Source organism: uncultured Luteimonas sp. (genome assembly GCF_947492465.1).
In the GTDB taxonomy this organism is placed as follows: Bacteria; Pseudomonadota; Gammaproteobacteria; order Xanthomonadales; family Xanthomonadaceae; genus Luteimonas.
In genome coordinates, this window is the sequence record NZ_CANLNF010000002.1 from 592244 (window position 1) to 612932 (window position 20689).

At 72.8% G+C, this 20689-nt stretch carries 20 protein-coding genes; 13 read left to right on the forward strand and 7 right to left on the reverse strand.

What is annotated here, in order from left to right:
• Positions 1-28 precede the first annotated feature (28 nt).
• Entirely contained in the window at positions 29-631 is a 603-nt protein-coding gene (locus tag Q0863_RS07685; RefSeq protein WP_298576943.1) for a lysophospholipid acyltransferase family protein, read from the reverse strand.
• A gap of 31 nt (positions 632-662) precedes the next feature.
• Entirely contained in the window at positions 663-1067 is a 405-nt protein-coding gene (gene arfB, locus Q0863_RS07690) for an alternative ribosome rescue aminoacyl-tRNA hydrolase ArfB (RefSeq protein WP_298576945.1), read from the reverse strand.
• A gap of 66 nt (positions 1068-1133) precedes the next feature.
• On the opposite strand from arfB, the gene Q0863_RS07695 reads away from it, so the two are divergent.
• The gene (locus tag Q0863_RS07695; protein ID WP_298576946.1) at positions 1134-1634 is read left to right on the forward strand and encodes a DUF2059 domain-containing protein; all 501 of its coding nucleotides are present in this window, start codon (positions 1134-1136) and stop codon (positions 1632-1634) included.
• A 48-nt stretch (positions 1635-1682) separates the two neighbouring features.
• Here Q0863_RS07695 and Q0863_RS07700 read toward each other — a convergent pair whose 3' ends face one another.
• The gene (locus Q0863_RS07700) at positions 1683-2477 is read right to left on the reverse strand and encodes a pseudouridine synthase (RefSeq protein ID WP_298576947.1); all 795 of its coding nucleotides are present in this window, start codon (positions 2475-2477) and stop codon (positions 1683-1685) included.
• Complete coding sequence (locus tag Q0863_RS07705) at positions 2474-3778, reverse strand: sialidase family protein (RefSeq protein WP_298576948.1); 1305 nt, start codon at positions 3776-3778, stop codon at positions 2474-2476. The genes Q0863_RS07700 and Q0863_RS07705 overlap by 4 nt, the downstream gene beginning before the upstream one ends.
• A 175-nt stretch (positions 3779-3953) precedes the next feature.
• Between Q0863_RS07705 and Q0863_RS07710 the strand changes: the two genes are divergently transcribed.
• Both Q0863_RS07710 and Q0863_RS07715 read left to right on the forward strand, forming a co-directional pair.
• Complete coding sequence (locus Q0863_RS07710; protein WP_298576950.1) at positions 3954-4331, forward strand: DUF2007 domain-containing protein; 378 nt, start codon at positions 3954-3956, stop codon at positions 4329-4331.
• 111 nt (positions 4332-4442) lie between these two features.
• Entirely contained in the window at positions 4443-6788 is a 2346-nt protein-coding gene (locus tag Q0863_RS07715) for a Tex family protein (RefSeq protein ID WP_298576951.1), read from the forward strand.
• Between the two features lie 37 nt (positions 6789-6825).
• On the opposite strand, the gene Q0863_RS07720 is transcribed toward Q0863_RS07715, so the two are convergent.
• Positions 6826-9732: a ligand-binding sensor domain-containing diguanylate cyclase gene (locus tag Q0863_RS07720; RefSeq protein WP_298576953.1), complete on the reverse strand. Its 2907-nt coding sequence runs from the start codon at positions 9730-9732 to the stop codon at positions 6826-6828.
• Positions 9733-9912: 180 nt separating this feature from the next.
• Between Q0863_RS07720 and Q0863_RS07725 the strand changes: the two genes are divergently transcribed.
• Positions 9913-10116 carry an oxidoreductase-like domain-containing protein gene (locus Q0863_RS07725; protein WP_298576955.1) on the forward strand — a complete coding sequence of 68 codons (204 nt, stop codon included), beginning with the start codon at positions 9913-9915 and terminating at the stop codon, positions 10114-10116.
• Positions 10117-10141: 25 nt separating this feature from the next.
• Here Q0863_RS07725 and Q0863_RS07730 read toward each other — a convergent pair whose 3' ends face one another.
• Together Q0863_RS07730 and Q0863_RS07735 are read right to left on the reverse strand one after the other, a co-directional pair.
• Positions 10142-10504, reverse strand: coding sequence for a carboxymuconolactone decarboxylase family protein (locus Q0863_RS07730; protein ID WP_280941122.1), 363 nt, complete (start codon positions 10502-10504; stop codon positions 10142-10144).
• A gap of 78 nt (positions 10505-10582) precedes the next feature.
• Positions 10583-10930 carry a metalloregulator ArsR/SmtB family transcription factor gene (locus Q0863_RS07735; protein WP_280941123.1) on the reverse strand — a complete coding sequence of 116 codons (348 nt, stop codon included), beginning with the start codon at positions 10928-10930 and terminating at the stop codon, positions 10583-10585.
• Between the two features lie 230 nt (positions 10931-11160).
• Here Q0863_RS07735 and Q0863_RS07740 point away from each other — a divergent pair, with 230 nt between their 5' ends.
• Genes Q0863_RS07740 through Q0863_RS07780 form a run of 9 tightly spaced genes read left to right on the forward strand, consistent with a single transcriptional unit; the run spans position 11161 to position 20551 of the window.
• Positions 11161-12432 (forward strand): FAD/NAD(P)-binding oxidoreductase, encoded by a 1272-nt coding sequence (locus tag Q0863_RS07740; protein WP_298576958.1) that lies wholly within the window; start codon positions 11161-11163, stop codon positions 12430-12432.
• Positions 12433-12460: 28 nt separating this feature from the next.
• On the forward strand, positions 12461-12664 hold the full coding sequence (locus tag Q0863_RS07745) for a DUF2892 domain-containing protein (RefSeq protein ID WP_298576960.1): 204 nt from the start codon (positions 12461-12463) through the stop codon (positions 12662-12664).
• A gap of 9 nt (positions 12665-12673) precedes the next feature.
• Positions 12674-13756, forward strand: a complete 1083-nt coding sequence (locus Q0863_RS07750) for an efflux RND transporter periplasmic adaptor subunit (protein WP_298576962.1) — start codon at positions 12674-12676, stop codon at positions 13754-13756.
• 1 nt (position 13757) lies between these two features.
• Positions 13758-17003 (forward strand): efflux RND transporter permease subunit, encoded by a 3246-nt coding sequence (locus Q0863_RS07755; protein ID WP_298576964.1) that lies wholly within the window; start codon positions 13758-13760, stop codon positions 17001-17003.
• Positions 17000-17641 (forward strand): DUF3365 domain-containing protein, encoded by a 642-nt coding sequence (locus tag Q0863_RS07760; RefSeq protein ID WP_298576966.1) that lies wholly within the window; start codon positions 17000-17002, stop codon positions 17639-17641. The genes Q0863_RS07755 and Q0863_RS07760 overlap by 4 nt, the downstream gene beginning before the upstream one ends.
• A 21-nt stretch (positions 17642-17662) precedes the next feature.
• Positions 17663-18142 carry an OsmC family protein gene (locus Q0863_RS07765; RefSeq protein ID WP_280941130.1) on the forward strand — a complete coding sequence of 160 codons (480 nt, stop codon included), beginning with the start codon at positions 17663-17665 and terminating at the stop codon, positions 18140-18142.
• On the forward strand, positions 18139-18576 hold the full coding sequence (gene trxC / locus Q0863_RS07770) for a thioredoxin TrxC (RefSeq protein ID WP_280941131.1): 438 nt from the start codon (positions 18139-18141) through the stop codon (positions 18574-18576). The genes Q0863_RS07765 and trxC overlap by 4 nt, the downstream gene beginning before the upstream one ends.
• Positions 18573-19700, forward strand: a complete 1128-nt coding sequence (locus Q0863_RS07775) for an FAD-dependent oxidoreductase (protein ID WP_298576969.1) — start codon at positions 18573-18575, stop codon at positions 19698-19700. Before trxC ends, Q0863_RS07775 begins: the two co-directional genes overlap by 4 nt.
• A complete protein-coding gene (locus tag Q0863_RS07780) occupies positions 19697-20551 on the forward strand; it encodes a TlpA disulfide reductase family protein (RefSeq protein WP_280941133.1) in 855 nt (284 codons plus the stop codon). Before Q0863_RS07775 ends, Q0863_RS07780 begins: the two co-directional genes overlap by 4 nt.
• Positions 20552-20689: the final 138 nt, after the last annotated feature.

The window sequence follows — 20689 nt, forward strand, 5'->3', positions numbered from 1 at the left end:
CCCCCAGGCGGCGCACTCGCAACGCGCCTCACACCGTGCCGCGGTTCCGGCCCTGCCAGGGCCTGTACCAGGCGCGCAGCGCTTCGAGGTCGGCCTCCATGTCGTCGCTGGTGTGGAACGGTTCGCCGATGCCGATGATCCGCTCGGGATAGTGGAAGTACGCCGGCAGGATCGGCACCTGCGCGCCGTGCGCGATCTTCCAGAAGCCGGTCTTCCAGCGCTCCACGCGCTTGCGTGTGCCTTCCGGCGCCAGCGCGTACCAGACGCGCGGGCTGTCGCCGATCAGCGCCACCGCCTGGCCGACCGTGCCCTGCGGCGCACTGCGGTCGATCGGGATCACCCCCAGCCTGCGCATCAGCGGCGCCAGCGGCCGGCGGAACAGCTGCGCCTTGCCCAGCACGCGGATCTCCAGGCCCAGCGCGAGCTTGGCCGCGAAGCCCCAGATGCCGTCCCAGTTGGACGAGTGCGGCGCGGCGATCAGCACCAGCTTCGGCAGGTCGGGGAACTGCCCGACCACGCGCCAGCCGCCCAGCCGCAGCACGCTGCGCCCGATCCAGCGGGTCAGGCGATTGGCCCTGACCCGCGGCGCGGCAGGCGGCAGCGGCGGCACGATCGCGGCGGTCCCGCTCATGCCCCTGCGCGCCCCGTGCGGTGCGGCCCCATCAATCCCAGTCCCAGCGTCCACGCGTGCTCTTGATCGTACTGCGCTGGCGCTTGTCGCCGAGGCGGCGCTCCTTCGATGCGCGTGTGGGCCTTGTCGCCACCCGCGGCACCGGTGCACGCAATCCGCTCTCGATGAAGGCCGCCAGCCGCTCGCGCGCATCCTGGCGGTTGCGGTCCTGGGTGCGGAAGCGCTGCGCCTGCAGCACCAGCACGCCATCGTCGGTGACGCGGCGGTCGCGCTTGGCCAGCAGCCGTTCGCGCACCGCTTCGGGCAGCGACGGCGAGCGCGCCACGTCGAAGCGCAGCTCCACCGCGGTGGCGACCTTGTTGACGTTCTGACCGCCCGCGCCGCTGGCGCGGACGAAGCGTTCGACGAGTTCGTTTTCCGGAATCTGGATGTTCATGCCAATGCGTCGCGCCCTGCCCGTGCGCGTAGAATCCGCGGCTCACACCAGACAGGGACGCCGCAAATGTCGCACAGAATCCTCCTCGCCGTGCTGTTGGCCGTGCTCGCCGCATTCCCCGCGCATGCGCAGCAGGCGCCCGCCGACGATGCCCGCATCGACCGACTGCTCGAGGTGACCCGCGCGCGCCAGATGCTCGATGCCATGCTGCCGCAGATCGAGGCCTCGCAGCGGCAGATGGTGGCGCAGATGACCGGCGGCCGCACGCTGGACGCGAGCCAGCAGCAGCGGCTGGACGCGATCCTGGCCAGCAGCTCCTCCGCGGTCCGCAAGGCCCTGGCCTGGGAGAACCTGGAGCCGATCTACCGCGACATCTACCGCCAGACCTTCACCGGCGAGGACATCGACGCGATCGTCGCGTTCTACGAAAGCCCGGCCGGCCAGCGCATGCTGGAGAAGATGCCCGAGCTGATGCAGAACACGATGACGGCGATGCAGCGGCTGGTCGTGCCGATGCTGCAGCAGATGGAGCAGGATCTGGCGGCAGAAGTCTCCGCCGCGCAGTAACCGCGTCGCATCGCCCGGCGCGCTGGCCCGGCGCGCTGGCGCCGGCCGCTATTCCGGCTGGGCAGCGGCGCAGGTGCCTGCCTCTGCAAACAGCGCCAGCGCTTTCGCGAACTCCGCATCCGGCGGCGCCTCCACCACCAGGCGTTCGCCGCTGCCCGGATGCGGGAACGCCAGGCGCGAGGCGTGCAGCAGCATGCGGTGGATGCCGAGCATGCGGAAATGCCGGTTGTGGCGCCCGTCGCCATGGCTGGTGTCGCCGATCAGGTGGTGCGAGGCGTGCTTGAGGTGGCGGCGGATCTGGCGGAAGCGCCCGGTCTGCGGCATCGCCTGCAGCAGCGCGTAGCGCGAGGTCGGGAAGCCGGCCGAGGCCAGTTCCAGCTCGCAGGTCGCCAGCCGCTCGAACCGCGTGACCGCCGGCTTCTTGAGCGGCTTGCCGGGGCCGCCGTCGAGCGCGTGGTCGATGGTGAAACGTTCCTCCGGCCAGCCGCGGCAGACGGCGAGGTAATGCTTGTCGACCTCGCCGGCCATCAGCACCTTGCCCAGCGCCGAAGCGGTGTCGCGATCGAAGGCCAGCAGCAGGCAGCCGCTGGTGGCGCGATCGAGCCGGTGCACCAGGAACACCGGGCGGCCGAACTGCGCGCGCAGGCGGTCGGCCAGGAAATCGTCCTCGCCGCGGGCCAGCGCACTGTCGTGCACCATCAGCCCGGCAGGCTTATCGACCACCGCCAGCCAGGCATCGGCGTGCAGCACCGCGACCGGCGCCACCGCGTCCGCCGCCTCCACCGTGGACAGGTCGCCCTGCGCGTCGACGATGGACGCCGCGACCGGCGCTGCACCATTCATCGCGACACGCGCAGGCCCTTGAGGTTGGGCCTGCCTCCGGCCACTTCGGTCCAGGCGACGTAGGCCGCGCCGCCGGCCAGCGCCAGCTGCGGGAAGCCGGTCGCGCGACCCTCGCCGGCGATCTTCGCCAGCTCCAGGCGCTCATGCTCGGTCGCCAGGTCGTGGCTGCGGCGCGACAGCCACAGCGACTGCCGTCCACCTTCCTCGCGCACCCACAGTACCCAGGCCTGCCGCGCATCCATGGCCACCGCCACGCGGCCCAGCACCGCGGGGCCGCGGTCGAGCGTGAGCGGCGCGGCGAAGGCGTCGCCGGCGTCGGCGCTGGCCGCCAGCCGCAGCTCCGGCTCGCCATCGGCCTCGGTATACCAGCCGACCACGACCGCATCGCCGACGGCGGCCACGTCCGGGCCGTTCACCGGGCAGGCCGGCATCGTCCAGCCATCCGCATGCACTGGCGCCGGTGCGCGCCACCGGCTGCCGTCGAAGCGCGTGGCCAGGATGTCGCGCACCTCGGTTTCGCTGCGCCCGCGATAGACCAGCAGCGGACCCTTGCCAGTTACCGCCACCGCGGTCTGGCAGCAGTCGCACACGCGCGCGTCGATCTCCACCTCGGCGCTGCGCTGCAGGTTGGCGTCGAACACCGCCGCGCGCAGCGTCATCGCGCCGGCGCCCGCGGCGTGGCCGGCATGCGCGTCGCCGCGATCGCCCGCGCGCGTCGCGGCCGCGGCCGTGTTGCGCCCGTCGAGCCAGGCGACGCCGAGCGCGTCGCTGCCCTGCGCCCACATCGAGACGAAGCCATGCTCGCTGCGGGTGCCATCGTCGTGCGCCAGCACCGGCGCGGCCCAGTTGGCGCCGCCGTCGCGCGAACGGGTCAGCACCACGTCGTAGGCATACGGCGCATCGCTGCTCTTCTGCAGCCAGTGCGCCCACAGCGCGCCGTCGGGCGTGGCGGCCAGGTGCGGGATGTCGGCCCAGTTCACGAACATGCTGTTGCCGACCGCCACGGTGGTCATCGCATGCATCCAGCGTCCCCAGTCCGGCGCATAGCTGCTGAACTGGAAGATGTGGCGACGGCCCTTCTGCGAGTTGATCCAGCCCAGCAGCAGCTTGCCGTCGGGCGTGGCCGCCAGGCTGGGCGAGGCCGATCCGGGCAGCGTGCTGGGCAGCGGCCAGTCCTCGATCCGGCTGGGCGCGTCCAGCGCCGCCGCGGCGACCGCCGGCTGCGGCGCGGCGTCCTTGTCGCCGCAGCCGGAGGCGAGCAGGACGGCGAACAGCGCGGTGGCGAGGGCGGGCCGGATCATGGCGATGACTCCTGTTGGGGAATGCGCGGACCAGCCGCCATGGCAGGCGAAATGAGAACCTCGCGGCGCCCGCGTGCCTGCATTCTCGGGAATGCGGGGGCCGATGGCCAGTGCGCGACACCGGCGCGGCGCCGCTGGCGTACGCTGCAGGCCACGCCCGCCGCCAGCCCCGCGCATGTTCACCACCGTCGCCAGCTACCTCGATCCGATCCAGGCCCAGATCGCCCGCGGCCTGCTGCTGGCCGAAGGCATCGAGGCCCAGCTCGGCGACGAGCACCTGGCGCTGGCCAACTGGGAATGGCGGCTGGCGATCGGCGGCACGCGCCTGCGCGTGGCCGACGCGGACGCAGCGCGCGCACGCGCGATCCTGCACGCGCTCGAGGCCGGCGAATACGCGATCGACGACGACGCGGCGCCGGCCGATCCGCAGCTGCGCGCGCCCGACCGCGAGTCGGCCTCCAGCCGGCTGGCGTGGCTGGCGCTGGTGCTGTTCAACCTCCCGCTGCCGTGGCGCCGCCGCACGCGTGCCGATACGGTGGAGCGCGACGCCTGAGACGGGGTGGCGGCACTGCCCCGCGCGCGGATTGTCAACGGGTTCCTGCGCGCCGCCGCGGTTGCCACAATCGCCGTTCCGCGGCCCGACGCCGCCAGCAGCACCGACGACATGCCCGAGATTTCCCCGGCGCTCGCGCGCAAGATTTCGCACACCATCGCCGAGGAGATCGGCGCGAAGGCCGAACAGGCCAGCGCCGCGATCGCCCTGCTCGACGAGGGCGCGACCGTGCCGTTCATCGCGCGCTACCGCAAGGAGGTCACCGGCGGCCTCGACGACACCCAGCTGCGCAACCTCGAGGTGCGCCTGGTCTACCTGCGCGAGATGGAGGAGCGCCGCGCCACGATCCTGTCCAGCATCGAGGAACAGGGCAAGCTCACCGACGCGCTGCGCGCGGACATCGAGGCGGCCGACAGCAAGGCGCGGCTGGAAGACCTGTACCTGCCCTACAAGCAGAAGCGCCGCACCCGCGCCCAGATCGCGCGCGAGGCCGGCCTGGAACCGCTGGCCGACGGCCTGATCGAGGATCCCACGCGCGTGCCGGAAGAATTCGCCGCGCAGTTCGTCGATGCCGAACAGGGCGTCGCCGACGCGAAGGCCGCGCTGGAAGGCGCGCGCGCGATCCTGATCGAACGCTGGGGCGAGGACGCGGCGCTGATCGGCGAACTGCGCGAGTGGCTGTGGAACAGCGGCGTGATCCGCGCGAAGGTCGTGGAAGGCAAGGAGGCGGCCGGTGAGAAGTTCCGCGACTACTTCGACCACGCCGAGCCGCTGGCGAAGATCCCCTCGCACCGGCTGCTGGCGCTGATGCGCGGCCGTCGCGAGGAGTTCCTCAGCCTCGACCTGGAGCCGGGCGGCGATCCCGACGCCGGCCACCTCTACGCCGAAGGCCGGGTGGCGCTGCATGCCGGCATCCGCGACCAGGGCCGCGCCGCCGACCCTTGGCTGCGCAACGCCTGCCGCCTGGCCTGGAAGGCCAAGTTGCACCTGCACCTGCTGATCGACCTGTTCGCGCAGGCGCGCGAGCAGGCCGAGGCCGAGGCGATCGCGGTGTTCGGCGACAACCTCAAGGACCTGCTGCTGGCCGCCCCGGCCGGCCCGAAGTCGGTGCTGGGCCTGGACCCCGGCCTGCGCACGGGCGTCAAGGTGGCGGTGGTCGATGCCACCGGCAAGCTGGTGGCCACCGACACCGTCTATCCGCATGAGCCGCGCCGGCAATGGGACCAGTCGCTGGCCTCGTTGCGCAAGCTGTGCCTTGCCCACGGCGTGCAGCTGGTGGCGATCGGCAACGGCACCGCCAGCCGCGAGACCGACAGGCTCGCCGGCGACCTGCTCAAGCTCTGCCCCGAACTGAAGATGCAGAAGATCGTGGTCAGCGAGGCCGGCGCCTCGGTGTACTCGGCCTCGGAGCTGGCGGCGAAGGAATTCCCCGGCCTGGACGTGTCGCTGCGCGGCGCGGTGTCGATCGCGCGGCGGCTGCAGGATCCGCTGGCCGAACTGGTCAAGATCGAGCCCAAGGCGATCGGCGTGGGCCAGTACCAGCACGACGTCGACCAGTACAAGCTGGCGCGCGCGCTCGATGCGCGCGTGGAGGACTGCGTGAACGCGGTCGGCGTGCACGTCAACACCGCCTCCAGCGCGCTGCTGGCGCGCGTGGCCGGGCTGTCGACCTCGGTGGCCGAGAACATCGTCGTGCATCGCGACGCCAACGGACCGTTCAGGCGCCGCCGCGACCTGCTCAAGGTGCCGCGCCTGGGCGAGAAGACCTTCGAGCAGTGCGCCGGCTTCCTGCGCATCGCCGATGGCGACGAACCGCTCGATGCTTCTTCCGTGCACCCGGAAGCCTATCCGGTGGTCGAGCGCATCGTGCAGGCGACCGGCAAGCCGATCCAGGCGATGATCGGCGACAGCGGCTTCGTGCGCACGCTGAAAGCCGCGCAGTTCACCGACGAGCGCTTCGGCGAACCGACCGTGCGCGACATCCTGAAGGAACTGGAAAAGCCCGGCCGCGACCCGCGCCCGGAGTTCAAGGCCGCGGTGTTCGCCGACGGCGTCGAGGACATCAAGGACCTGCGCGAGGGCATGATCCTGGAAGGGGTGGTGAGCAACGTCGCCGCCTTCGGCGCCTTCGTCGACATCGGCGTGCACCAGGACGGGCTGATCCACATCTCGGCGCTGTCGGACCGGTTCGTCAAGGATCCGCGCGAGGTGGTCAAGGCCGGCGACATCGTCAAGGTCAAGGTGCTGGAGGTGGACGTGGCGCGCAAGCGCATCGCCCTGACGCGTCGCCTCGACGACGCGCCCGCGCCGCGCCAGGAGCGCGGCGGCGAACGCAACGCCGCCGGTGCGCGCGATTCCGCCCGGCGCAATCCGCGCGGCGGCGGCGCGCCGAAGCCGTCCGCACCGCCGGCCGACAACGCGCTGGCCCAGGCGTTCGCGCGCGCAAAACGCAGCTGACGGCGGCGCCTGCCCGGCGCAGGCGCGCGGCGCAGCGTCAGCCGGCGACGATGCGGTCGCGGCCCTGGCGCTTGGCTTCGTACAGCGCCGCGTCGGCGCGCTGCAGCAGCGCGTCGGCGCCCTCGCGACCGCTGCGCTCGACCACGCCGGCACTGATGGTGCAGGCGATGCTGTCGTCGCTGTCCGGCGCGATCGCCAGCGCCGCCACGTCGTGGCGTGCGCGTTCGAGCAGCGACAGCGCTCCGGCCAGCGCGGTCTGGCGCAGCACCACCAGGAATTCCTCGCCGCCCAGGCGCGCCACGAACAGCGACGGCTCGCGCAGCGACGCCTGCAGCTGCCCGGCCACGTGCGCCAGCACGCGATCGCCGCCCTGGTGCCCATAGCGGTCGTTGATGTGCTTGAAGCGGTCCAGGTCGACGATCGCCACGCACAGCGGGGTGTGCGCGGCGTCGGCCTGCTGCAGCGCCATCGCCAGCTGCTGGTCGCCGGCGCGGCGGTTGGGCAGGCCGGTCAGGCTGTCGTGGCTGGCTTGGTGGGCCAGCTGCTCCACCAGCCGCTCGCGCTGGCGCGAGGCTTCCTCCAGTTCCTGGTTCTTCTCCCGCAGCTGCGCGGTGCGCTGCGCCACTTCGGCTTCCAGCTGGCGCGCATGCCGCCGCTGGCGGCGGCCCAGGACGTGGTGCAGCAGGATGAACAGGAGCAGCAGCGTCCCGATTGCCGGCAGCACGGCCCAGGGTCGCGCCCACCACGGGGCCGCGACCTGCAGCTCGAAGCCGGTCGAGGCCGCCGGCCTGCTCCAGTCGGCGGGCGCGTGCGCCACCTGTACCTCGAAGCGCAGCCGGCCGGCGGGCAGGTTGGTGTAGGTCACCTCGCGCGCCGTGCCGGCGTCGATCCAGTGCGCGTCCACGCCCTGCATGCGGTAGCGGTAGCGCAGGGCGTTGGGCTGGCGCAGGCTCAGGCCCGCGTAGCGGATCTGCACGCGCGAACCCGGCTGCAGCACGCCCGCATCCGCAGGCGCCAGCTCGCGGCCGTCGACCTGCAGCGTGTCGATCACCAGCGGCACGTCGCCGCGCCCCCGCTCCATCACCAGCCCCGGGTCGAACACCGCCACGCCGCTGGCGGTGGGCAGCCATACCTCCCCGTCGGCCAGGCGCCAGCCCGCCGGTGCGCTGCCGCCGTTGGCCTGCCGGCTCGGCATGCCGTCGTCGCGGTCGAAAACCTGCACGTCCAGGCGCGCGCGATCGCCACGGTCCACCGCCTGGAACGAGCGCCGCGGCACTCGCGCCACGCCATGGTTGCCGCTCAACCACAGGTTGCCGTAGGCGTCGTCGAGCAGGCGGAACACGCTGCTGCCGCGCAGGCCCTGCGCCGCGCCGTACTGGCGCCAGCCACCGTCGCGCAGGTGGAGCACGCCGCGGTTGCTGGCCACCCAGGTGCCGCCATCGGCGTCGTGCAGGAAGTCGAAGACCGACTGCGCCGGGAATCCCTGGCCCGGACGCAGCACCACCAGGTGTCCGTCGGGCTCGCGCCAGGCCATGCCGCCCAGCTGGCCGATCCACAGCCGGCCGCCCTCGCTGCGCTGCAGGGCGCGCACCGGCAGTGCCGGCAAGCCAGGCAGCGGCTGCGGATCGAAGCGGCCGTCGCGCCAGGCCACCAGGCCGCGCTCGGTGCCGATCCACAGCGTGCCGTCGGGATCCTCCAGCAGCGCGCGCACCTGTTCGGCGGCCAGCGGGTGGTCGCCGGTCGCCAGTGGCCGAACCGGCGCGGGAACACCCGGCCCGACGCGCAGCACGCCGCGGTTGTAGGTGCCGGCCCAGACGCCGCCTCCGGCCGCCGGGGCCAGCGCCAGCACGCTCGACGGCTGTGTGCCCGGCTGCGGGAACAGCAGCTCCGGCCGCGTATCGCGGATGCGGCTCAGGCCCAGCGAGTGGCCGATCCAGACCTGGCCGTCCGCGGTCTGCAGCACGCTGCGGATGTAGTCCGACGGCAGCCCGGGCTGGCGCGCGATACCGCGGACCGGGCCGTCGGCGATCCGGAACAGGCCGTGCGTGGTACCGAACCAGACCAGGCCCTCGCGATCCTGGAACAGCGCGCCGGTGGCATAACCCACCACGCCCTCGCCCTCGCCCCAGCGGTGCCAGCGGCCATCGCGATGGCGCAGCACGACGCTGTCGGTGCCGGCGACCCACAGCGCTCCCGAATCGTCCAGCAGCAGGCCTTCGGCGCGCTCGGGGCGCACCGCCTGCAGGCGGCCCCCGCGGTAGCGCCAGACGCCCTGCTCGCTGGCGATCCAGATGTCCCCGCCAGCGTCGCGCACCAGTCCCCGCACCTCGCCGGCGGGCAGCCCGAGCCGCTCGCCCAGCGCCTCGAGGCGGCCGCCTTGCCAGCGGAACAGGCCGCCGCGCAGGCCGAGCCAGAGGCTGCCGTCGGCCTGGGCAAGCATGCCGTTGACGGTGCGCCCGGCCAGCGACTGGCCACCGGCCACCCGCGTGCAGCGGCCGTCGGACTGCAGGCGATAGAGCCCGTCGCGCGCGGCCAGCCAGGGCAGGCCGTCGACGCCCGGCGCGAGCTGGCTGACCTGGAGCGCGTCGATGTCCCGGCAGGCCGGCCGGGCCGCGCCCACCGCCGGCACCCGCAGCAGCCCGGGACCATCCACCGCCACCAGCATGCTGCCGTCCGCATCCCGCCACAGCCGCCGCGACGGGCGCCGACCCCCGGTGGGATCGTTCAGGCGCGCGACTTCGGAAAAGTCCAGCCCGTCGAAGCGGGCGGTGCCCTCCCAGGTGGTGACCCACAGGAAGCCGTCCGGGCTCTGCCCGATGTCGTGGATCTGGCTGTGCGGCAGGCCGTCGTCGGCGCTCCAGCGGGTGATGGTGTAGCGCTCGGGCGGCAGCTCGGGATCGAGCGCGCACGCCGGCCCGGCCAGCGCCAGCCAGGCGCCGGCCATCGCACAAGCGAGCCGGGCCCGCCATGCGCGCATGGCGGGAATGGATGCAGCCGGTCCTGGCATGCCGCGTACGTGCCCCTGTTCACGTTCCCGCCATTTTACGGCGGGACTGCGCGGCGGCGGCGAGACGCGCGCCGCGTTCCGGTTCACGCCGACGCGCGGTCGGGCGACCATAGGCGCATGTCCAGCGCCTCCGATCCCGCCCGCCGCGCCACGTCGACTCCGCCCGCCGATCCGCGCCCGTTGCCGCCGGAGCCGCCACTGCCGGGCGACTGCTGCGACAGCGGCTGCGATCCCTGCGTGCACGACAGCTACAGCGAAGCGTTGCAGCATTACCGCGAGCAACTGGCGCAGTGGCGCAGGCGCAATCCGGACGCGGACTGACGCGCGCGGCGCAGCGTCGTCCGGATCAGGCCGGATTCGACGCCGCGCCGAATTCCTCGAAGGCGGCCAGCGCGTTGGCCGCGTACATCAGCGACGGCCCGCCGCCCATGTAGACGGCCACGCCCAGCATCTCGCGGAACTCCTCCGGCGTCGCGCCCAGGCGCACCAGGGCCTTGGCGTGGAAGCCCAGGCAGGCATCGCAGCGGCTGGCCACGCCGATCGCCATGGCGATCAGTTCCTTGGTCTTCTCGTCGAGCGCGCCGGGCGCGAGCGCGGCACGGCTCAGCGCGCCGAAGCCCTGCATCAGCTCGGCATTGTGGGTGCGCAGCGGGGTCAGGTTCTTCGAGACGGCGCGGGTGAGATCGGTGTAGGAGTCGATGGCGGACATGGAATTCTCCGTGGGTTTTCGTTCGGGTCGGGTGTCGGCACCGCACGCGGCGGGAGCGGGCGCGTGGCGCGGTCGCGATCAGGCGCGGCGCCTGCGTGCCGACGCTGGGCTGCAGTAGATGCCGTGCAGCGTCTCCATGACCGCGGCGGCCGGGCCCGGGGCCAGCGCGTAGTAGATCGTCTGCGCCTCGCGCCGCGTGCGCACCAGGCCTTCCTCGCGCAGCACGGCCAGGTGCTGGGACAGGGCCGACTGGCTCAGGTCGAGCAGCGCGTTGAGCTCGCCGACCGAGCGTTCCCCGCCCGCCAACAGGCACAGCACCTGCAGCCGGCGCTCGTTGGCCAGGGCCTTGAGCAGCTGCGCGGCATCGCCGGCATGGGCCTGCATGGCGGCGAGGTCGAAGTCGGGGCCGGGATTGCGTGCAGGCATGGTCAGGCGTTCGCGGAGGGCCGGGCATTGCGCCATGCCCACGGGCGGACGGCAAGCCGGGAGGCGTGGGCGAAGCGTGGCATCCCAACCGCGGCAGGGGATGGAAACGCGGGATCGGGACGCATGGGCGAGGTCTTCATTTATCAGTTGCATCTAATATAAGCGTTTGCTAATGTGACTGCAAGCCGGGGCTGGTCCTCGACATCGACCGGTTCGAAGGAGGCTGTGTCATGACCCACATCGTGGTGCTGGGCGCGGGCATCGGCGGCATGAGCGTCGCCTACGAACTGCGTGGTGCGCTGGGCAAGGGTCCGGCGATCACCGTGGTCGGCGAAGGCGAGCTGTTCTCGTTCACCCCGTCCAATCCCTGGGTCGCCGTCGGCCGGCGCACGCCGGCCGAGGTGCAGCTGCAGGTGCCGGCGTACCTGGCGCGCCACGGCATCGACTTCGAGCCGGCCGGCGCCGAGCGGGTGGAGCCGGCGCACAACCGCGTCCGCCTGCGCGACGGCCGCGAACTCGGCTACGACCACCTGGTCGTCGCCACCGGCCCGCGGCTGGCGTTCGACGAGGTCCCGGGCCTGGGTCCCGACGGCGGCCACACCCATTCGATCTGCACCACCGCCCACGCCGCGGCCGCCTGGGAGGCCTACCAGGCCTTCCTCGAGGCGCCGGGCCCGGTGGTGATCGGCGCAGCCGCCGGGGCCAGCTGCTTCGGTCCGGCCTACGAGTTCGCGATGATCCTCGACCACGACCTGCGCAAGCGCAGGCTGCGCGACAGGGTGCCGATCACCTATGTCACCCCGGAACCCTATGCCGGGCACATGGGCCTGGGCGGCGTCGGCGATTCGAAGGGGCTGATGGAATCGGAATTCCGCCAGCGCCACATCCAGTGGATCACCAACGCGAAGATCACCGAAGTGCGCGACGGTGCGATGGACGTCGTCGAGATGGACGTCGACGGCAAGCCGGCCAGGCAGCACACGCTGCCGTTCCGCTACGCGATGGTGCTGCCCGCGTTCACCGGCGTGGACGCCGTGCGCGGGATCGAGGGGCTGTGCAATCCGCGCGGCTTCGTGCTGATCGACCCGCACCAGCGCAACCCCGCCTTCCCCAACGTGCACGCGCTGGGCGTGTGCGTGGCGATCCCGCCGGTGGAGGCCACGCCGGTACCGACCGGCGCGCCCAAGACCGGGTTCATGATCGAGTCGATGGTCACCGCCATCGCACAGAACATCCGCGCCGAACTGGCCGGGGAACCGGCCACCGCGCAGGCCACCTGGAACGCCATCTGCCTGGCCGACATGGGCGATACCGGCATCGCCTTCGTCGCGCTGCCGCAGATGCCGCCGCGCAACGTGACCTGGAGCCGCGCCGGCAAGTGGGTGCACCTGGCCAAGGTCGCGTTCGAAAAATATTTCCTGATGAAGATGAAGTCCGGCCACACCGAGCCGGTGTACGAGAAGTACGTGCTCATGCTGCTGGGCATCGACCGCACCCGCTGAGCGCCACCCGACCCCACGGAGAACACCCATGAACCTCGATCGCGCCATCTTCGCCTTCGCCGGCGTGATGATCCTCGGCAGCCTGCTGCTGGCCCACTTCGTCTCGCCGCTGTGGCTGTGGCTGACCGCCTTCGTCGGCGCCAACCTGCTGCAATCCAGCATCACCGGCTTCTGCCCCGCCGCCATCGTGTTCCGCAGGTTCGGCGTGCGCAGCGGCTGCGCGTTCCGCTAGGGCTGCGCCATGACCCTGCGCGTTCCCCCTGTCCTGCGCCTGGCGGCGGCGTCGCTGCTGGCGTTCGCGCTCGCCTCCTGTGGGGGCGGCGACGCCGGGTTGCCGCCGCCGCCCGCCATCGACGGCCTGGACACCGTGGTGGTCGAGGGCGGCGACAGCGCCGGCAGCCGCGCCTGGGACGGCGTGGTCGAGGCCGTGCGCCACGCCACGCTCGCGGCGCAGACCAGCGGCCGCGTGGCCGAGGTGCGCCGCGACGTCGGCGACCGTGTCGCCGAGGGCGAGCTGCTGGTGCGCCTGACCGCGGTGGAGCAGCAGGCCGGCGTCAACGCCGCGCGCGCGCAGCTGCAGGCCGCCGAGGCCGCGGCCCGCGAGGCCGACGCCAGCCATGCGCGCTACCTGGCGCTGTCGCAGGGCGACTATGTCTCGCGCGCGCAGCTCGACCAGGCGCGTGCGGTCCGCGATTCGGCGCGCGCCGCGCGCGACGCCGCGCGCGCGCAGCTGGCCAACGTCGGCCAGCAGGCCGCCTACACCAGCATCCGCGCACCCTATGCCGGCATCGTCGCCTCGCGCGAGGTCGATCCGGGCGAGAGCGTGGGCATCGGCGCGGTCCTGATGTCGGTGTTCGCGCCCGATGCCCTGCGGATCGAGGTCAGCGTGCCGCAGTCGACGGCGGACGCGATCCGCGCCGAGCCGGTGGCCAGCGTGCACCTGCCCGATGGCCGCAGCGCGGAAGCGGCCGACGTGACCGTGTTCCCGGCCGGCGATGCCGCCAGCCACGCCGTGCGCGTGCGCGTGCAGCTGCCGCAGCTCGATCCGGTTCCGTCGCCCGGCAGTACCGCCAAGGTCGCGTTCCCGGCCGTGCCGGGCGCCGCTCATCCGCGCATCCCGGCCGGCGCGGTGCTGCGCCGTGGCGAGGTCACCGCCGCCTACGTGCTGGCCGACGGGCAGCTGACGCTGCGCCAGCTGCGCCTGGGCGCGCAGGTGGGCGACCGGGTCGAGGTGATCGCCGGGCTGGCGGAGGGCGAATCGATCGCCGCCGACCCCGTGGCCGCGATGCAGGCGCTGGCGGCCGCGCGCGGAGCCGGGGACTGACATGGCGGCCCACGACAGCGCACGCCTGGGGCTTGCCGGACGCCTGGCCGCGACCTTCCAGGCCAACCCGCTCACGCCGGTCCTGGCCCTGCTGGGGCTGTTGCTGGGCATCGTCGCGGTGCTGGTCACGCCGCAGGAGGAAGAGCCGCAGATCGACGTGACCATGGCCAACGTGATCGTGCCCTTCCCCGGCGCCGACGCGCGCCACGTGGAGCAGATGGTCGCCTGGCCGCTGGAGCAGGTGCTCTCGGAGATCGAACAGGTCAAGCACACCTACTCGGTGAGCCGTCCCGGCATGGCGGTGCTGACCGTGGAATTCGAGGTTGGCGTGGCGCGCCAGCCTGCGCTGGTGCGCTTGTACGACAAGGTCTTCTCCAACCAGGACTGGATGCCGCAGGGCCTGGGCATCGGCCAGCCCGTGGTCAAGCCCAAGGGCATCGACGACGTGCCGGTGATGGCGCTGACGTTGTGGACCGACGACCCGGCGCGCTCGGCGCGCGATCTTGCCGCGGTCGCGCACACGCTGGAAACCGAACTCAAGCGCATCCCCGGCACCCGCGACGTGTTCACCATCGGCGCACCCGAGCGGGCGGTGATGGTGGAACTCGATGCCGCGCGCCTGGCCAGCCACGGCCTGGCCGTGACCGACCTCGCCGGCACGCTGCAGGCGGCCAACCTCGCACGCCAGGCCGGCGAGCGCATCGGCGTCGACGGCGTGGTCCAGGTCACCTCGGGCAGTTTCCTGGCCGACCGCGACGAAGTCGCCGGCCTGGTGCTGGGCGTCGCCGGCGGCCAGCCGGTGCGGCTCGAGGACGTCGCCCGGGTCAGCGATGCCGCCGACGCGCCGGCGAGCTACGTCTGGCATGGCGCCCCGGCGGGGCGCGACGGTCCGGCCACGGGCACGGCCCCCGCGGTCACGCTGGCGATCGCCAAGAAGCCGGGCAGCAACGCCGCCGACATCACCCGCGCCGCGCGCGAGCGCGTGCAGGCGCTGCGCGGGCAGCTGATCCCCGACGGCATCGAGGTGCAGGTCACCCGCGACTACGGCGCCACCGCCAGCGACAAGGCGCACACCCTGATCAAGAAGCTGGTGTTCGCCACCGGCTCGGTGGTGCTGCTGGTGCTGTTCGCGCTGGGCCGGCGCGAGGCGCTGGTGATCGGCAGCGCGGTGGTGCTGACCCTGGCCACCACCCTGTTCGCCTCCTGGGCGATGGGCTTCACCCTCAACCGCGTCTCGCTGTTCGCGCTGATCTTCTCGATCGGCATCCTGGTCGACGACGCCATCGTGGTGGTGGAGAACATCCACCGGCACATGGCCCACGGCGGAAAGACCCTGCGCGAGGCGATCCCGCCGGCCGTGGACGAGGTCGGCGGCCCGACCATCCTGGCCACCTTCACCGTGATCGCGGCGCTGATGCCGATGGCCTTCGTCAGCGGCCTGATGGGACCGTACATGCGGCCGATCCCGATCAACGCCTCGGTGGGCATGCTGCTGTCGCTGGCGATCGCGCTGGTGGTCACGCCGTGGCTGTCGCTGAAGCTGCTCAAGGGCCACGTGGCCGCCGGCGCCGGCCAGCACGACGGCCACGCCGAAGGCACGATGGCCGCGCGCCTGCACCGCCTGTTCGAGCGGCTGATGACGCCCTTCCTGTCCGCCGATCGCGGCGCGCGCCGGCGCCGCTGGCTGTTCGCGGCGATGGCCCTGCTCGTGGTGCTGGCCGCGAGCCTGGCCGGCTTCCGGCTGGTGGTGATGAAGATGCTGCCGTTCGACAACAAGTCCGAACTGCAGATCGTGGTCGACCTGCCCGAAGGCCGCACCCTGGAAGACACCAGCGCGCTGCTGTCGGAGCTGTCGGCGGTGATCGGGCGCGTGCCCGAGGTGCGCGACTGGCAGGCCTATGCCGGCACCGCGGCGCCGATCAACTTCAACGGCCTGGTGCGCCAGTACGACCTGCGCGCCGGCGCCAACGTCGGCGACCTGCAGGTGAACCTGGTCGACCGTCGCGAGCGCGACCGCAAGAGCCACGACATCGCCGTGGCGCTGCGCCCGCAGGTCGCCGGGGTCGGGCGCCGCCACGGGGCGTCGGTGAAGGTGGTGGAAGTGCCGCCGGGCCCGCCGGTGCTCTCGCCGATCGTGGCCGAAGTGTATGGGCCCGACTACGCGCGACAGCGCGAGATCGGCCGCGCGCTGGAGCAGCGCTTCCTCGCCACCGACGGCATCGTCGACGTCGACAGCAGCGTCGAGGCCGACGCCGCGCGCGAAGTGCTGGCGATCGACCGCGTGCGCGCCGCGCGCCTGGGCGTGTCGCAGGCCGATATCGCCGACACCATCGCTGCCGGCCTGTCCGGCCTGGACGCGAGCCACCTCATCGACGGCAGCTCGAAGTACCCGCGCCCGATCCGGCTGCGCCTGCCGGTGGCCGACCAGGCCACGCTCGACGGCGTGCTGGCGCTGCGCGTGCGCGGCGGCGACGGCCAGCTGGTGCCGCTGTCGGAGCTGGTGCAGCCGCGCACGCAGGCCTGGGACGGCGCCATCCACCACAAGGACCTGCTGCCCGTGGTCTACGTGATGGGCGACGAGAGCAGCGCGACCGACAGTCCGCTGTACGGCATGTTCGAGCTGGTCGGACAGCTCGACGAACACGCCGTCGCGGGCCAGCGGCTGTCGCAGCACTACATCGCCCAGCCGGCCGACACCGCCGGCTATGCGGTCAAGTGGGACGGCGAGTGGCAGATCACCTACGAGACCTTCCGCGACATGGGCATCGCCTATGCGGCGGGCATGGTGCTGATCTACCTGCTGGTGGTGGCCTGGTTCCGCAACTACGCGGTGCCGCTGGTGATCATGGCGCCGATCCCGCTGACCGTGATCGGGGTGATGCCGGGACACGCGCTGCTGGGCATGCAGTTCACCGCCACCAGCATGATCGGCATGATCGCGCTGGCCGGCATCATCGTGCGCAACTCGATCCTGCTGGTGGACTTCATCAACCACGAACTGGCGCGCGGGCGCACGCCGGCGCAGGCGGTGGTCGACGCCTGCGCGGTGCGCGCGCAGCCGATCGCGCTGACCGCGCTGGCGGCGATGGGCGGTGCGTTCTTCATCCTCGACGACCCGATCTTCAACGGCCTGGCGATCTCGCTGATCTTCGGCATCCTGGTCTCGACCGTGCTCACGCTGCTTGTCATTCCCCTGCTGTACTACTCGCTGCTCACGCGCAGCCGCCCGACCAAGGCCACGCCATGACACTGCACCTGCCGCTCCGCGCACTCCTGCCCCTGCTCGCCGCGACGGCACTCGCCGCCTGCGCGCACGAGCCGGCGCCCGCCGCATCCACCGCCAGCGCTGCCGCCGCGCCCGCGCAGGCGGCCGGCGATGCGGACGCGACCCGCGCGCGCGCGGCCGCGATGGCGTTCAGTACGCGCCTGCGCGAGCGGCTGCAGGGCGCGATGCAGGCGGGCGGGCCGGTCGCCGCGATCGGGGTCTGCCACGACGACGCGCCACGCATCGCCGCCGACGTGATGGCCACGCACGACGTGCGCCTGGGCCGCGTCGCCGTGCCGGGCCGCAACCGCAATCCCGGCCACGTCGCCGCGGACTGGCAGCGCGCGCCGCTGGACGCGTTCGCACGGGCGGTGGCCGACAGCGCCCCGGCCGGCGAGCAGGTCGCGGTGATCCGCGACGGCCTGCCAGACGGCGTCGCGCTGCGCATGATGCGCGGCATCGCCACCGAACCCGGCTGCCTGGCCTGCCACGGCAGCCATCTCGCGCCGGACGTGCAGGCGGCCCTCGCCGCCCGCTACCCGGACGACGCCGCCACCGGCTTCTCGGTCGGCGACCTGCGCGGCGCGCTGTGGGTCGAAGTCCCGGCCGCGGCGCGCTGACCGGCGGCCACAGGAGGACGCATGAGCATCGACAGCCCCATCCGCATCAGCCTCGCGCAGGACGGCGACTACGCCTTCCGCGTGCAGTTCCACGACACCGCGCTCGAGCCGCTGCTCACCGACGAGTCGCCGCCGCTGGGGCAGGACCAGGGGCCCAACCCCTCGCGCATGCTGCTGGCCGCGGTCGCCAACTGCCTGGTCGCCAGCCTGCTGTTCGCGCTGCGCAAGCAGCGCAACACGCCCGGGCCGCTGACCGCCGAAATCACCGCTGTGCCGCAGCGCAACGCCGAGGGGCGCTGGCGGATCCCGTCGGCGGCCGTGACCCTGCACCTGCCCGGGCACAACGCCGACTACCGCGCGCTGGACCGGGTGCTGGCCCAGTTCGAGGAGTTCTGCGTGGTCACCCAGAGCGTGCGCCAGGGCATCGACGTCGCGGTCACCGTGGTCGACGGCGAGGGCCGCGTGCTGCTGGGCGACAAGAGCTTCGAGGCCGGGTCGTGAGCGCCGCGCTCAAGATCCCCTGCGTCCACTGCGGCGCGCTCAACCAGGTGCCCGAAGCGCGGCTTGGCGACGCTCCCGGCTGCGGCCGTTGCCACCAGCGGCTGTTCGCCGCGCGCCCGGTCGTACTGCACCGCGGCAACTTCGACCTGCACGCCAGCCGTTCGGACCTGCCGCTGCTCGTGGACTTCTGGGCGCCATGGTGCGGCCCCTGCCGGGTGATGGCGCCACACTTCGAAACCGCCGCCGCGCAGCTGGAGCCGCGGATGCGCCTGGGCAAGCTCGACACCCAGGCCGAGCCCGACCTGGGCGCGCGCTTCGACATCCGCAGCATTCCGACGCTGGCGCTGTTCCGCGGCGGCCGCGAGCTGGCACGCGTGTCGGGCGCGCTGCCGGCGGCGGAGATCGTGCGCTGGGCGCGGGAACACGCCGCATGACGCGGATCGTCATCCTCGGCAGCGGCTTCGCCGCGCTCACCACGATCCGCCGCCTGCGAGCGCTCGGCGTGCGCGAACCGGTGACCGTGGTGTCGCCGCGCAACGAGCTGGTCTACCTGCCGAGCCTGATCTGGCTGCCCTCGGGCGAGCGCAGCGGCGAAGACCTGCGCATCCCGCTGGCGCGCTTCTTCGAGCGCCACGCGGTGCACTGGCATCGCGGCAGCGTGCTCGAAGTGGCCGACGGCGGGCGCCGCGTGATGACCGATACCGGGGAAGTGCACGGCGACGTGCTGGTCATCGCCACCGGCGGACGCTACCTGCGCAAGCTGCCGGGCATCGAGCACGCCATCATTCCCTGCGAGGGCGTCGAGGCGGCCGAGTCGATCCGCGACCGCCTTGCGGCGATGGACGGCGGCACGATCGCCATCGGCTTCGTCAGCAATCCGGACGAGCCGGGTGCCGTGCGCGGCGGGCCGATGTTCGAGTTCCTGTTCGGCATCGACACCCTGCTGCGCCGGCAGGGCCGGCGCGAGCGGTTCCGGCTGGTGTTCTTCAACCCGGCGACGCAGCCCGGCCAGCGCCTGGGCGCCGCCGCCGTGGCGAAAATGCTCTCGCGGATGCGGGCGCTGGGCATCGAGACCCACCTGGGCCACAAGCCGCTGCGCTTCGAACCCGGCAGGGTCGTGACGGAAGGCGGCGGATTCGATGCCGACCTGATCCTGTTCATGCCCGGACTCACCGGCCCGGCCTGGCTCGACGGCAGCGCGCTGCCGCGCTCGGCGGGCGGGTTCGTCGCCGCCGATGCGTCGTGCCGGGTGCCGGCCCTGGAGCAGGTGTACGTCGCCGGCGACGCCGGCAGCTACCCGGGACCGGACTGGATGGCCAAGCAGGCGCACCAGGCCGACCTGCAGGCCGACGCGGTCGCCCGCAACATCGCCGCGGAACTGCGCGGCGAGACAGCCGCGCACGGCTTCCGCACCGAACTGGTCTGCATCGTCGATGCGCTCGACAGCGGCATGCTCGTGTACCGCAGCGGCAGGCGCAACCTGGCGCTGCCGCGCATGCGCGTCTTCCACTGGCTCAAGCAGCGCTTCGAGGCCCGCTACCTGAAAGCCTACCGGTGAGCGGCCTGGGTCCGTTCCCGATGCACGCGGTGATCGCCGCGGCGGCCACCATCGTCGGCTGGCTGGTGGTGCGCGCCTGGGCACGGCGACTGCCCGATGCGGCGGCGGCCTGTCCGCACCGGATCGCGGTGGCGCTGTTCGTCGATGCGGTGCTGGTCGGCCTGCTCGCCGCGCGACTGGGCTACGTGCTGCTGTGGTGGCCGGAATACATGGCAGCGCCCAGGTCGATCATCGCCATCGGCGACGGTGGCTTCCTGTGGTGGGCGGGTCTGCCTGCGGCGGCGGCCTTCGCCTGGTGGCGGACCGGGAAGCGGCGACCGCTGCGGCGCCCGCTGCTGGCCGGCATCGCCGCAGGCATGCTGGCCTGGGCCGTGTTCGGCGGCCTGCTGGCGATGATGCAGCGCGCCGCGCCGCCGCTGCCCGCCTTCGAACTGGCGACGCTCGACGGGGAACCGACCACGCTCGCCGCGCTCTCGGGTCGGCCGATGGTGCTGAACCTGTGGGCGACCTGGTGCCCGCCCTGCCGGCGCGAGATGCCGGTGCTGGCCGATGCGCAGCGGCGCTGGCCGGACGTCGTCTTCGTGCTGGCCAACCAGGGCGAGGACCGCGGCACCATCGGCGACTACCTCGATGCCGCCGGGCTGGAACTCGACCATGTCCTGCTCGATCCGCAATCGCAGGCGATGCTGGAAACGGGCACCCGCGGCCTGCCGACGACGCTGTTCTTCGACGCCGACGGCCGCCTGGTCGATACCCACATGGGCGAACTCACCCGGGCCAGCCTGGCCAGCACGCTGCAGAAGCGCTTTGGCATGGCGGCCGGCGCGGCCGCCGCGCCACGGAGCCACTGAAACAACGGCCTTCGGACAAGCCGACGGCGCGGTGCCGCGCGACGGGCCCGCCGGCGTGCGTCATGTCCGCGCCCCCGAATCATCGAGTGCGGTGGCAGGCCGCGGGCCGGCAGGGGTTGATCGGGGTCAAGGACATGC

Coding starts and splice junctions, on each gene's coding strand:
- Q0863_RS07735 (WP_280941123.1), bottom strand. CDS start 10,930: ATGCCTGCACGCAATCCCGGCCCCGACTTCGACCTCGCCGCCATGCAG.
- Q0863_RS07695 (WP_298576946.1), top strand. CDS start 1,134: ATGTCGCACAGAATCCTCCTCGCCGTGCTGTTGGCCGTGCTCGCCGCA.
- Q0863_RS07755 (WP_298576964.1), top strand. CDS start 13,758: ATGGCGGCCCACGACAGCGCACGCCTGGGGCTTGCCGGACGCCTGGCC.
- Q0863_RS07710 (WP_298576950.1), top strand. CDS start 3,954: ATGTTCACCACCGTCGCCAGCTACCTCGATCCGATCCAGGCCCAGATC.
- Q0863_RS07705 (WP_298576948.1), bottom strand. CDS start 3,778: ATGATCCGGCCCGCCCTCGCCACCGCGCTGTTCGCCGTCCTGCTCGCC.
- Q0863_RS07685 (WP_298576943.1), bottom strand. CDS start 631: ATGAGCGGGACCGCCGCGATCGTGCCGCCGCTGCCGCCTGCCGCGCCG.
- arfB (WP_298576945.1), bottom strand. CDS start 1,067: ATGAACATCCAGATTCCGGAAAACGAACTCGTCGAACGCTTCGTCCGC.
- Q0863_RS07775 (WP_298576969.1), top strand. CDS start 18,573: ATGACGCGGATCGTCATCCTCGGCAGCGGCTTCGCCGCGCTCACCACG.
- Q0863_RS07745 (WP_298576960.1), top strand. CDS start 12,461: ATGAACCTCGATCGCGCCATCTTCGCCTTCGCCGGCGTGATGATCCTC.
- Q0863_RS07760 (WP_298576966.1), top strand. CDS start 17,000: ATGACACTGCACCTGCCGCTCCGCGCACTCCTGCCCCTGCTCGCCGCG.
- Q0863_RS07740 (WP_298576958.1), top strand. CDS start 11,161: ATGACCCACATCGTGGTGCTGGGCGCGGGCATCGGCGGCATGAGCGTC.
- Q0863_RS07730 (WP_280941122.1), bottom strand. CDS start 10,504: ATGTCCGCCATCGACTCCTACACCGATCTCACCCGCGCCGTCTCGAAG.
- Q0863_RS07715 (WP_298576951.1), top strand. CDS start 4,443: ATGCCCGAGATTTCCCCGGCGCTCGCGCGCAAGATTTCGCACACCATC.
- Q0863_RS07700 (WP_298576947.1), bottom strand. CDS start 2,477: ATGAATGGTGCAGCGCCGGTCGCGGCGTCCATCGTCGACGCGCAGGGC.
- Q0863_RS07725 (WP_298576955.1), top strand. CDS start 9,913: ATGTCCAGCGCCTCCGATCCCGCCCGCCGCGCCACGTCGACTCCGCCC.
- Q0863_RS07765 (WP_280941130.1), top strand. CDS start 17,663: ATGAGCATCGACAGCCCCATCCGCATCAGCCTCGCGCAGGACGGCGAC.
- Q0863_RS07750 (WP_298576962.1), top strand. CDS start 12,674: ATGACCCTGCGCGTTCCCCCTGTCCTGCGCCTGGCGGCGGCGTCGCTG.
- Q0863_RS07720 (WP_298576953.1), bottom strand. CDS start 9,732: ATGGCCGGCGCCTGGCTGGCGCTGGCCGGGCCGGCGTGCGCGCTCGAT.